The sequence below is a fragment of the Oscillibacter sp. genome (assembly GCF_032060045.1).
Classification (GTDB): Bacteria; Bacillota; Clostridia; order Oscillospirales; family Oscillospiraceae; genus Oscillibacter.
In genome coordinates, this window is the sequence record NZ_DAMBZJ010000042.1 from 618 (window position 1) to 10,199 (window position 9,582).

18 protein-coding genes are annotated in these 9,582 nt (G+C 55.1%); all 18 read left to right on the forward strand.

Annotated elements, in window-relative coordinates; all coding sequences use genetic code 11:
* On the forward strand, nucleotides 1-243 hold a 243-nt coding region (locus RT018_RS13815; RefSeq protein ID WP_312942873.1), incomplete at its 5' end, for a hypothetical protein.
* The gene (locus RT018_RS13820; RefSeq protein WP_312942874.1) at nucleotides 243-1,418 is read left to right on the forward strand and encodes a hypothetical protein; all 1,176 of its coding nucleotides are present in this window, start codon (nucleotides 243-245) and stop codon (nucleotides 1,416-1,418) included. The genes RT018_RS13815 and RT018_RS13820, both read left to right, overlap by 1 nt.
* Before the next feature lie 12 nt (nucleotides 1,419-1,430).
* A complete protein-coding gene (locus RT018_RS13825) occupies nucleotides 1,431-1,724 on the forward strand; it encodes a hypothetical protein (protein WP_312942875.1) in 294 nt (97 codons plus the stop codon).
* Nucleotides 1,708-2,007 (forward strand): hypothetical protein, encoded by a 300-nt coding sequence (locus tag RT018_RS13830; RefSeq protein ID WP_312942876.1) that lies wholly within the window; start codon nucleotides 1,708-1,710, stop codon nucleotides 2,005-2,007. The genes RT018_RS13825 and RT018_RS13830 overlap by 17 nt, the downstream gene beginning before the upstream one ends.
* Nucleotides 2,004-2,291, forward strand: a complete 288-nt coding sequence (locus RT018_RS13835; protein ID WP_312942877.1) for a hypothetical protein — start codon at nucleotides 2,004-2,006, stop codon at nucleotides 2,289-2,291. The genes RT018_RS13830 and RT018_RS13835 overlap by 4 nt, the downstream gene beginning before the upstream one ends.
* A complete protein-coding gene (locus RT018_RS13840) occupies nucleotides 2,288-2,545 on the forward strand; it encodes a hypothetical protein (RefSeq protein WP_312942878.1) in 258 nt (85 codons plus the stop codon). Before RT018_RS13835 ends, RT018_RS13840 begins: the two co-directional genes overlap by 4 nt.
* A 126-nt stretch (nucleotides 2,546-2,671) precedes the next feature.
* A complete protein-coding gene (locus tag RT018_RS13845; RefSeq protein WP_312942879.1) occupies nucleotides 2,672-3,412 on the forward strand; it encodes a hypothetical protein in 741 nt (246 codons plus the stop codon).
* Nucleotides 3,413-3,559: 147 nt separating this feature from the next.
* Entirely contained in the window at nucleotides 3,560-4,000 is a 441-nt protein-coding gene (locus RT018_RS13850; RefSeq protein WP_312942880.1) for a hypothetical protein, read from the forward strand.
* Complete coding sequence (locus RT018_RS13855) at nucleotides 3,987-4,460, forward strand: hypothetical protein (protein ID WP_312942881.1); 474 nt, start codon at nucleotides 3,987-3,989, stop codon at nucleotides 4,458-4,460. Before RT018_RS13850 ends, RT018_RS13855 begins: the two co-directional genes overlap by 14 nt.
* The gene (locus tag RT018_RS13860; protein WP_312942882.1) at nucleotides 4,447-4,668 is read left to right on the forward strand and encodes a hypothetical protein; all 222 of its coding nucleotides are present in this window, start codon (nucleotides 4,447-4,449) and stop codon (nucleotides 4,666-4,668) included. Before RT018_RS13855 ends, RT018_RS13860 begins: the two co-directional genes overlap by 14 nt.
* A 305-nt stretch (nucleotides 4,669-4,973) precedes the next feature.
* Nucleotides 4,974-5,840 carry a hypothetical protein gene (locus tag RT018_RS13865; protein ID WP_312942883.1) on the forward strand — a complete coding sequence of 289 codons (867 nt, stop codon included), beginning with the start codon at nucleotides 4,974-4,976 and terminating at the stop codon, nucleotides 5,838-5,840.
* Nucleotides 5,837-6,121, forward strand: a complete 285-nt coding sequence (locus RT018_RS13870; protein WP_294854288.1) for a hypothetical protein — start codon at nucleotides 5,837-5,839, stop codon at nucleotides 6,119-6,121. The genes RT018_RS13865 and RT018_RS13870 overlap by 4 nt, the downstream gene beginning before the upstream one ends.
* Nucleotides 6,122-6,265: 144 nt before the next feature.
* Nucleotides 6,266-6,778, forward strand: coding sequence for a terminase small subunit (locus tag RT018_RS13875; RefSeq protein WP_312942884.1), 513 nt, complete (start codon nucleotides 6,266-6,268; stop codon nucleotides 6,776-6,778).
* A gap of 11 nt (nucleotides 6,779-6,789) precedes the next feature.
* On the forward strand, nucleotides 6,790-7,839 hold the full coding sequence (locus tag RT018_RS13880; protein WP_312942885.1) for a hypothetical protein: 1,050 nt from the start codon (nucleotides 6,790-6,792) through the stop codon (nucleotides 7,837-7,839).
* Nucleotides 7,840-7,871: 32 nt separating this feature from the next.
* Nucleotides 7,872-8,693, forward strand: coding sequence for a hypothetical protein (locus RT018_RS13885; protein WP_312942886.1), 822 nt, complete (start codon nucleotides 7,872-7,874; stop codon nucleotides 8,691-8,693).
* On the forward strand, nucleotides 8,690-8,875 hold the full coding sequence (locus RT018_RS13890; RefSeq protein WP_312942887.1) for a hypothetical protein: 186 nt from the start codon (nucleotides 8,690-8,692) through the stop codon (nucleotides 8,873-8,875). Before RT018_RS13885 ends, RT018_RS13890 begins: the two co-directional genes overlap by 4 nt.
* A 61-nt stretch (nucleotides 8,876-8,936) precedes the next feature.
* Nucleotides 8,937-9,080 (forward strand): hypothetical protein, encoded by a 144-nt coding sequence (locus RT018_RS13895; protein ID WP_312615187.1) that lies wholly within the window; start codon nucleotides 8,937-8,939, stop codon nucleotides 9,078-9,080.
* 160 nt (nucleotides 9,081-9,240) lie between these two features.
* Nucleotides 9,241-9,582, forward strand: a 342-nt coding sequence (locus RT018_RS13900; protein WP_312942888.1) for a hypothetical protein, incomplete at its 3' end; no start/stop codon positions are given.

The following is a 9,582-nucleotide window of genomic DNA, read 5'->3' on the forward strand; positions in this document are numbered from 1 at the left end:
GAGGGGATCGATACTGATATAAAAACGGAGGAATTCTGTAACGAATATACATGGGCCCTGAATCGGCTTCGCAATGAAGTAAGAAAAAGCATGCCGATCAAACCCAGAATAGTCAAAGCACTTTCAAAAGGGCATCGTGATTTTTACAGTTGTGGAGCATGTGGGTTTCCGTTTTCCGAAAGTGATTTGCCGATCTATCGCTTTTGCCCAAACTGCGGGAGAGCTGTCGACAAAAGGGAGTGATGATTATGGGCCACGCCTCGCCGCCGTTGGGAAAGCGCACTTGGACCGCCAAAGACGAGGCGTATCTGATGGACAGGTGGGGCTCCGTCTCCATTCCGGCCATTGCGAAGGGGCTGGGCCGCACCGTCAACGCGGTGAAGTGCCGGGCCGGTCGGCTGAGACTTGGCGGTGTGCTGGCCAGCGGCGACTATGTTACCTTAAACCAGCCCATCCGCGTTTTCCAAAACTCCGGAACCACTGCCGGATACCAAATGAAAAGCTGGGTTGCAAACCGGAGCTTTCCTGTACATACCAAGCGTGTTGTTAACAGCACTTTCCGGGTGGTCTACTTGCATGAGTTTTGGACGTGGGCGGAAAAGAACCGTTCGTTCCTAAATTTTTCAAAAATGGAGCCTTTGGCACTTGGGAAAGAGCCGGACTGGGTGGCGGAGCAGCGGAAGCTTGACGCCACGGCCTTCAGCACGCAGCGAAAAGACCCGTGGACTCCCTATGAAGATAGCCGACTGGCGTATTTGTTGAAGCAGCATAAGTACACTTGGGCGGAAATCTCTCGGGAGATGCAGCGCAGCGCGGGTGCCGTCCAGCGGCGATGCTGCGATCTTGGGTTAAAGGAGCGCCCGGTGCGGGAGGGGCCGCAGAATCCATGGAGCGACACGGATTTGCAGCGCTTGGCGGATATGCTCCGCAGGGGCTTCAGCTATGCCATAATCGGCGAGGCCTGCGGCGGCCGTTCGGAGAAGGCCGTTCGGGGCGTTGTATTTGTAAAGTATCACACCGAAAATGCGGACAAGGTCCGGGCAATGCTGGGGCAGGGCCCGTGGGGGACCGGCGCACCGGAGCCGACAGTGAAATCCGAAAAGCACCGAGAACCCGTCCGGAAGCCCATGGCCCGACTGTGTGCGCTGCTGCTGATGCGCAGAAACTCCATGGAATGGGGCGATTACTGGCAGCGGGAGCTGTGCCAGAACTGGAACGATGTCCGGGGTTGTCTGAAGCACTGTTCCGACTGCGATAGCTGTACCGAGTTCCAGCGTATTCGGCCGCAGTATTGCCGGGACTGCGCCGGAGAGTTTCTGGATCGACGAGAGCAAATTTATTGCCCCAAGTGCCGCGGCATGCGGAAAAAGCAGGCTCAGAAAAAATACGCTGTGCTGCACAGGCGTGGCAGGATATAAGGGAGAAGCGCGATGAACGATCAAAAGAATTCTGACGAGATTATCCGGGCGCTGAGAAAAGATTGCTCGGAATGCAGTGAACGGAGTTGGTGTGATCACGGAACCAATGCGATTGGATATTACTGCCCGTCAATGGATGCCGCCGACCGACTGGAATCCCAGCAAGCCCGTATCGCTGAGTTAGAGGGCCAGCTTGCCAACGCAAGAAACGAACTGTGCCAGAAGTGTGGGAGATATCACGAGGCCCACAAGGGAGCCTGCAATGGGTGTAGGTGGAAGGAGCTGCAAAATGTCCTATCACGCTAATCCAGAACAATCGGTAAGAGAATCACTTGCCCGCGTTGTCGCCAAAAATGAGCGGCTTGAATCTGAATTGGCAGAGGTTAAATCCCAGCTTGCGGAGAGCCAGCGGAGGGAGCGGGCGGCGGTGGAGGATTTTGAAAGTGCTGCCCACAACGGAAATATTTTGTGCGAATTTTGCGGCGCGGACTGCATTGATGCCGGGAACGATACCGGCGGAGACACAGATCAGTGCGGATGCTTCGTGTATCGTGGCCCTCAGGAGGCCGGGAAAGGGGCGGAAGAATGAAACAACTTAGAATTTGCTTTGAGGTGCAAGGTATGGCTGTGGACGAACACGGAAATCCTGCACCGGGTGGAATGCAGTTTGCCGTTGGCGAGGTCACGGACGAAAAGTATGCCGCGATTGATTATTTTGAAACTCTGAAAGGCGTAAAGGCGCTTGATTTGCTACGCGAACTTGGCCTTGAAACTTTCGCATCTGAGCATGTTGAATCTGATTTTAGACTGATATCGCCGGAGGAATACGACCGGGAGTACGGCGACGAGGCCGGGGAAGGAGAGGCGGAATGAAACCCGTCCCATACAAGACTATACCCGGTTGGTTTGATCTCTCCCGGCTTTATTTGCCAAAAGGTAAGTTTGAGGCATATCGGAAATTACAAGTGTTGGGTGAACAATACCAGCAGACTATCCAGTACCAAAAAGAGCACAACAGGACGGAATTTGAAAAGCTCAAAGAATTGTGCGCTGAGATGAACATTGACCTGATTTTGAATTACGGCGCGCTGGAAGAGGCCGCGCAGGCCGGGGAGGGTGGACGATGAAAAAGTGCCACAATTGCGCGTGGAGTTCCGATAAATGCAAAAATCCAAACAGCAAAAATAAGGATAAATTCATTGATGACATAACGGAATGTAAGCCATTGCTTATTAAGAAAGGATGCCGCCCCAATGAGTGAATTGAAGCCGTGCCCCATCTGTGGGGGAAGATTCCAGCCGTTTAAAGACAACTATGGGAAATGCGGTGCGTATTGCACTGAATGTGGAATGTATTTCGGCGTGGAGCTTGAGTGTGGAGTTGAACTTCACGACGGGTGGAAAGCCAAATTCGACAGCGAAGAGGAATTAATGGATGCGCTGAACCGCCGCGCCCAGCCCGTCAACGAGCCGTTGAAACTGCGCTTTGGATCTGGTGATATCGGCGTGAGCACCTGCAGGCAGGAGAATTCGGACACATGGAACGAATTGTTGCTATGGAATCCTCATATGCGGCAAGACATAGGAGATTTGATACCTATCGCGGAAGGAACGACAACCGACGACGTGGAGGTATTTGCAAGGCTGATTTTTTTAAATGCCGACAGCGCGCAGGTCGTATCGGATGCACTCAACCGCATTATTGATTCTTCTGGCGGAAATAGGCCGCTGACGCTAGAGCAGCTGCGGGGGATGGATGGGGTGCCAGTGTGGATTGAGGTTGATGGCCGTCCAGACCTCAACAAGTACTGCATGGTTAGGCGCACGGATATTGGGGTAATAGCAATAGGTGCCGCCGCAACGACCGTGTATGGCGATGATGGGCAGCTCGTGTTTGAGGCTGGTACTTACTACGATATAGAGCGTGGCAATTTGTACGGCGTGACGTGGCTTGCCTACCGCCGCAAGCCGGAACGAGGAGGATGCAATCTGTGAAAAAGGCCGACTTCTGCAAAAGGTGTGCAATCCACATTGGTAAGTCACAGTTTAACAGATTCGCGTGCACTATCTGCAAGAGACTAAAAGGTAAATATTATCCGAGTAAATTTATCAAGGCCAGAAAGCCGGAAGGGAGCGAGAACCATGCCGATTAAAAATTACACCACAAAAATTGACGTATACGATAGCCTGGGCGAGATTCAAGGGACGCTTGCCAAAAACGGGGCTCGAAAGATCATGGTGGACTATGACCCGGATGGACGGCCCGTGGGCTTGGCGTTTGCCATTGAGACGGCGGATGGGCCGCGAGGGTTCTTGCTGCCTGCGAATACGGCAGGCGTTATGCAGGTATTTGCGCGGCAGAAGGTCAAAGTGGACAAGACTCAGGCGGAGCGGACTGCTTGGCGGAATATTCGAGATTGGATATTGGCGCAGATGGCCTTTGTGGAGGCCGGAAACGTGCAGGTGGACGAGGTGTTTTTGCCCTATCTGACCGATTCACGGGGGCGGACGCTGTATAGCCTGTATCAGGGCGGGAATCTGGCGCTAGAGGCGGGAAAGGGAGGAGACAATGAAAACTTCTGATTTTGAGACACGGGAAATTATGATTTCGAGGAACGGGAAACCTCTTTTTGCGGTTTGCATCGGTAATCAGGACACGCAGGCAAATTACGTATACGTCGAAAACGGAGATATTAAGTTTGCTTCGTCTTGGTTGAACAGTATTCAGCCGTTCTCTCTTGGGGATGAGAGCCACAGGATTGCCAAGGAGCTGTTCACAATCGGGGTGCAGGCGGCTGTAAAATCTAAAATTTTGGAATTAAAGCAGCTTCAGGCTATTTTGACCGATTTACAGCTTTCCGAGTGTATTGGAACGCTCATCCAAGACAATACCCGGTTGCTTTTGGAGGTGAAGCAGAGCATTGAGCAAACTGCTCCGAAGATGGAGGACATAAAGGGCGCGGTTCAGGCGGCTATTACGGATACTGTCAAACCGGTGGCCTTAAAAAAGCGGAGGAAGGATACTGAGGATGAAAGGAATTGATGATCAAAAAACTTTGGGAGACGCGCTGCCGGAGCAAATTGCACGCGTGCAGGGGATCATTACCATTTATCGGAGCGTGCCAAATGGACAGTTCGCAGCGGCTTTGATGCAGCAGGATATTGACACAGCACAAAAAGCTATGATAAAGGGCGATTTACCCGGCATGATTGCAGCCTATGAATCATTGTCCGAGTGGAAGGAAGATTGAAGAAGAAAGCAGCCGGGCGCTCTGATAAGAGTGAGCGCCCGGCGAGGCCATTGAGACAGAGGCCGGTATATCCGGCCCCGGTCTGAGTGACTGATACATATATAAATGAATCAACCGCAAAAAACGCGCGCGTTCTTTGCGGGACTTTTAAGGGGCTAAGTCTGGGACGAAGGTTGGGAAAGGGAGGCGCAGGGGCTGAACAACTGTTCGGCAACCTGCGGGGCGGGGGAAAAAGGGAAAGGCTCGTCGCGCGGAGGTACGCGTGACTTTGATTATATTTTTACACCAGAAAGGCGGCGGCGGATATGCGCGGAAAATGGATGGCCAGAATTTGGAGAGCCAGAAACACAGGCGAGGTATCAAAGTTTTTTATGCCCAGGGAAAAGCCGGGGAAGAAGGAAACCGGTCAGGGCAGTTCTCAAAAGAAAAAGGACGCCAACGGGTCACAGGCCATCCGCCGTCTGGCCCGGATTCTGAATGCCAGCTTTCATCCGGGTGACTGCCTGCTGACGCTCCACTTCGACGAACCGGGACTCAGGCGCATTGAAAACGATCACGACACCGCCGATCACCAGATGATGCTCTTTCTGAGGCGGATGCAATATGCCTACAAAAAGCGGGGTGTGATATTCCGGTATGTGGGCATGACCAGCGAAAAGGACGACGAGACATTGGACCCCGTCCGTCTGCACTGCCACTGTGTGGTATCGGGGGACCTGATCTCAAAGCCGGAGGGCTGCGGGGAATATCTTTTGAACGGGAAGCCGCTGCGTGAGATGTGGGGCTATGGGACCGCGGACGTGCAGCTTCTGCGCCATCAGGACGACTACACCGCTCTGGCCGTCTACCTGTGCAGGCAGGCCCGGTGCCTTCCGGATGAAAAGCGGTGGCACCCCAGCCGAAACCTCCTGAAACCGGACTGCGTGGATGTGGAGCTGACGACACAGGCGATTCAGGATTACAACCGGCACAAGCGGAAGGGAATGCCCACGCTGAAGCTGGGGGCGGACGGGCGGCTTTTGATTCCGACCCGCTGCACCTGTCTTGACGACGGGGAATACATACCGGCCATCGGAACGCATTACGTCCGCTTTCTGATGCCGGAGGCCCGGAAGCTGGCACCAACCGTGCCGGAGCATGAAAGACGCGGCGGAGGGAGGCGGCGCGTGTGAGTTTCAAAAAGCTGCGGGGTGTTTCTCTGCCGGAGGAGAAGCAGGGGCTGGTGCGGTTCACCTGCCTGAATGAGCAGGTACAGCCGAAGAAGACACAGGAGAAAATACAGCGTCTCTGCGACAAATGCGGAGGCGCTTACAGTGCTGCCCTGCGGGAAGTTATGTGCACGAAAAAAAGCATCTCCTGTGTGGCGATAAAATATCACGTCAGTGAAAGCGTGCTGTACCGGGCGCGGAAGGAATTCTACGAAGGCTGGTTTGGCTTGTGGCGGGAAAATTGAAACTGAAAAAGCAGAAAGCGCTTGGGGCACAGTGCCTTGAGCGCTTTATTTTTGCCTTGAAAGTTGGTGATAACGGAACGTCCACCTGTGTTACGATGATAAACAACAAGAGACTTGTGACTTGCGGCCGGGGAGGGAGAGAGGATGGCAAAAAAGGCGCTGACGCCCGAAGAGCTGCGGGCCTTGCCCATGGAAAAGCTTGAAAAGCTGCTGAAGGACCAGCACGTTCTGTTTGTGTTTGAGTATCTGCGGGATTTCAACGGGACGCAGGCGGCTATCCGCGCCGGGTACGAAGAAGCCAGCGCAGCCAGTCAGGCATGGAAGCTGCTGCGCCGACCGGAAATCAAAGAGTATCGGGACCGGAAGATTCGGGAGATTTTCGAGAGCAAGGGGATCACGCCCGAGTTTATCCAGCTATCCTGCTTTGAGATTTACTGTCGGTGCATGGAGAAAGAGCCGGTGATGGTGTGGGACACAGAGGCCCATGCGTGGGTCCCCGGCGGGGAATGGCAGTTTGACGCGAAGGGCGCGTTGAAAGCGCTGGACCAAATGTCAACGATCCTGGGCATGAAGCGGCCGGACAGCGGCGACAAAAAGCCCGGGGGAACCTTGGAGCAGTATCTTGAAAAAACAGGCGGAAACGACCGGGAATTTTAGGGGAGGCGGGCATGAAAAAGCAGGAGGACGGCGGACTGTTGCAGCTCTGGGAGAGCAGATACCACAAGGACAAGGACGAATATCAAACCCATCTGGACCGGATGGACCGCCGGGAGGAGCTTTACCGGGGGAGCCGGGATATCAAGACCGTGCGCGGCGGAACAGCCAAGGACGGCGCGACCCATGTGCGGAACATTGTGCTGGAGATGATCGAGACACAGGTGGACAGCAATATCCCGCAGCCCAAGGTGACGGCCATGCGGGAACAGGACGAACCCCTTGCCAAGATTATCGAAGACATGATTCGCAACGAACTGGACCGACTGCCCATGGAGCAGATTATGGACCTTTCGGAGCGAACCTGTCCCATTCAGGGCGGGGACGGGTTTTTGGCGGAGTGGGACGTGACCGAGGGAACCCACACCAGCGTGGGAGAAATCCGCCTGACGGAGCTGCACCCGAAGAAGATCATCCCCCAGCACGGTGTTTACCGCGTGGAGGACATGGAATGGTACTTCATCGACACCGAGAAAACCAAGGGCTACGTGAAGCGGCGCTACGGCATAGACCTAAGCGATGAGGCAGAGGAGCAGCCGGAGCTGCGGACCGTGGGGAGCGACGGCGCGGCGGAAGGAATGGTGACCATCCACATGGCAACCTACCGCAACAAAAGCGGCGGCGTGGGCCGGTTTGTCTGGGTGAATGACACGGTTCTGGAGCATCTGGAGGACAGTCAGGCGCGGCGGCTGAAGCTCTGCAAGAAGTGCGGGACTGTGGGCGACGGCGTGAAGTGCCGGGAGTGCGGTTCCGCAAGCTTTGAAGAACGGGTGGATGAATACGAAACCCTGACGGACGACATCGTGAAGAGCAACGGGGAGGTGATCCCGGCGGAATCCCCGGTTTTGGACGAGTTTGGACAGCCGGTGATGGGCGGGTTGGAGACGATGGCCCCCATGGACGTGACTGGCGGTGTCCTGAGCCAGTTCCCCGGCGGGATAAATTCCGTGGGTTTGATGACTACAAGCCAAACAGCTTCCACCTCATTATCCGCAAAAACGTGAGCCTGTACGGTGAGTTTCTGGGCGCCAGTGATGTGGATGCCATTGAGGATCAGCAGAACGTCATGAATAAGCTCTCCACCAAAATTAACAAGAAGGTGCTGGGCGGCGGAAGCGTGCTGACGCTGCCGGCGGATTTGAAGCTGGAGGTAGGGGACCAGGATTTGATGCTGGCGCGGATTACAAACCCAGCCCAGATTGAACAGATTCAGGTGCGAAATTTGCAGGTGGACATCAGTGCGGATTTGGCGTTCCAAAACGCGGTGTACGAACAGGCCCGGCAGACCATCGGCGTTACGGATTCCATGCAGGGACGGAAGGACCCCACGGCCACGTCTGCCGTTGCGAAGCAGTTTTCGGCCCAGCAGGCCGCCGGACGGCTGGACAGCAAGAAAACCATGAAACGGGTGCTGTTTCAGGATTTGTTCCAGATGATTTTTCAACTGAAGCTGGCCTATGCCGACGAGCCAAGGCCGGTGGTCAGCTATAACGACCGGGGAGAGCGGGAGTACCTTCAGTTTGACCGATGGGACTTTCTGGAGTTTGACGACGCGGGGCAGCCCTATTGGAATGATCGGTTCCTGTTCTCCTGCGACGCGTCCGCGCCGCTGGCCAGTGACCGGGAAAAGCTGTGGCAGGAAAACCGGATGAATTTGCAGCAGGGGGCCTATGGCCCGCCCACAGACCTGCGAAGCCTGATTCTATTTTGGGAGGTCATGGAGAAGGAGCACTACCCCATGGCGTCCACTGTGAAGAAGAATTTGCAGGAGCAGTTGGAAACACAGGCGGCCGTTCCGCAGGCAATGCCCGGAGCGGAGGCAGCTATGACAGCTTTGGATGGAGGCGCGGCAATATGAAATGCCCGAAATGCGGAATGGACGGAATGATCAGCGAAAGCCACAATCTGATTACGGGGGATAAAAGTCCTGACGAACAGACCCGGCTCTACCGGGTACTGACCTTTAGCTGCCGAAATCCGCAGTGTGAACAATGCGGAAAAGAAATCGGGCAGCAGAAGCTGGAGCAGCAGCTTTCGTAAATTATTCAGCCGCTTTGGCCAGCGGAAAAAGCCAAGTATGGGACGGAAGGAGGATTTGACCATGGAGAACAAAGGCTATGCCGGAAAAATCAAGAATCAGGGCAGCCAGTTTGTGAAGGCCCCGGGCGGCGGCGCCCCCGGCAAGAAGGGCACTGTGAAGCAGACCGGCAACGACCTGCGCACCGGAACGAAGGGCGGAAAGTAACGCACCCCCCGTCCTTTATCGCGGCGAACGCCGTTTGCCGCGAAGAGGAGGAGCAATGAAATGAAGTGAACTTTCAGCATAGCTGGGAGCGAACGAAGTGAAGTTTGCTCCGACGACGCGCAGGGATAGCGGAAAAATCCATGAAAGCGAGGAAAAGACAATGGCATTTGAAATGGACCCTGAGTATCAGGAGGTTTTCGGAGACTACGGCGGAGAAGAGGACGATCCTCCCGCGCCGGATGATGAAGAAACCGTGCAGGAACCCGCAGAGAACGAAGACCCGGCACAGCCGGACGCGGATAATTCTGGAGAGGGCGAGGGCCCCGCAGAAAATCCGCTTCCGGAAGAGACAAACGAACCGGAAAAGCCGACGGAGCAGAGCGCCGAGGAACGGCACCGGCAGGCGGCGGCGCGGCGGCAGAGGGAGCAGGACGCATACGACCGGGCCAATCAGGCACGGGTGGACAAAATTTATGCGGATATGTTTCAGGGGCAGACAGAC

Excerpts from the sequence above, each read along its gene's own strand:
- RT018_RS13820 (WP_312942874.1), top strand. The coding sequence starts at position 243 with ATGATTATGGGCCACGCCTCGCCGCCGTTGGGAAAGCGCACTTGGACC.
- RT018_RS13825 (WP_312942875.1), top strand. The coding sequence starts at position 1,431 with ATGAACGATCAAAAGAATTCTGACGAGATTATCCGGGCGCTGAGAAAA.
- RT018_RS13830 (WP_312942876.1), top strand. The coding sequence starts at position 1,708 with ATGTCCTATCACGCTAATCCAGAACAATCGGTAAGAGAATCACTTGCC.
- RT018_RS13835 (WP_312942877.1), top strand. The coding sequence starts at position 2,004 with ATGAAACAACTTAGAATTTGCTTTGAGGTGCAAGGTATGGCTGTGGAC.
- RT018_RS13840 (WP_312942878.1), top strand. The coding sequence starts at position 2,288 with ATGAAACCCGTCCCATACAAGACTATACCCGGTTGGTTTGATCTCTCC.
- RT018_RS13845 (WP_312942879.1), top strand. The coding sequence starts at position 2,672 with ATGAGTGAATTGAAGCCGTGCCCCATCTGTGGGGGAAGATTCCAGCCG.
- RT018_RS13850 (WP_312942880.1), top strand. The coding sequence starts at position 3,560 with ATGCCGATTAAAAATTACACCACAAAAATTGACGTATACGATAGCCTG.
- RT018_RS13855 (WP_312942881.1), top strand. The coding sequence starts at position 3,987 with ATGAAAACTTCTGATTTTGAGACACGGGAAATTATGATTTCGAGGAAC.
- RT018_RS13860 (WP_312942882.1), top strand. The coding sequence starts at position 4,447 with ATGAAAGGAATTGATGATCAAAAAACTTTGGGAGACGCGCTGCCGGAG.
- RT018_RS13865 (WP_312942883.1), top strand. The coding sequence starts at position 4,974 with ATGCGCGGAAAATGGATGGCCAGAATTTGGAGAGCCAGAAACACAGGC.
- RT018_RS13875 (WP_312942884.1), top strand. The coding sequence starts at position 6,266 with ATGGCAAAAAAGGCGCTGACGCCCGAAGAGCTGCGGGCCTTGCCCATG.
- RT018_RS13880 (WP_312942885.1), top strand. The coding sequence starts at position 6,790 with ATGAAAAAGCAGGAGGACGGCGGACTGTTGCAGCTCTGGGAGAGCAGA.
- RT018_RS13890 (WP_312942887.1), top strand. The coding sequence starts at position 8,690 with ATGAAATGCCCGAAATGCGGAATGGACGGAATGATCAGCGAAAGCCAC.
- RT018_RS13895 (WP_312615187.1), top strand. The coding sequence starts at position 8,937 with ATGGAGAACAAAGGCTATGCCGGAAAAATCAAGAATCAGGGCAGCCAG.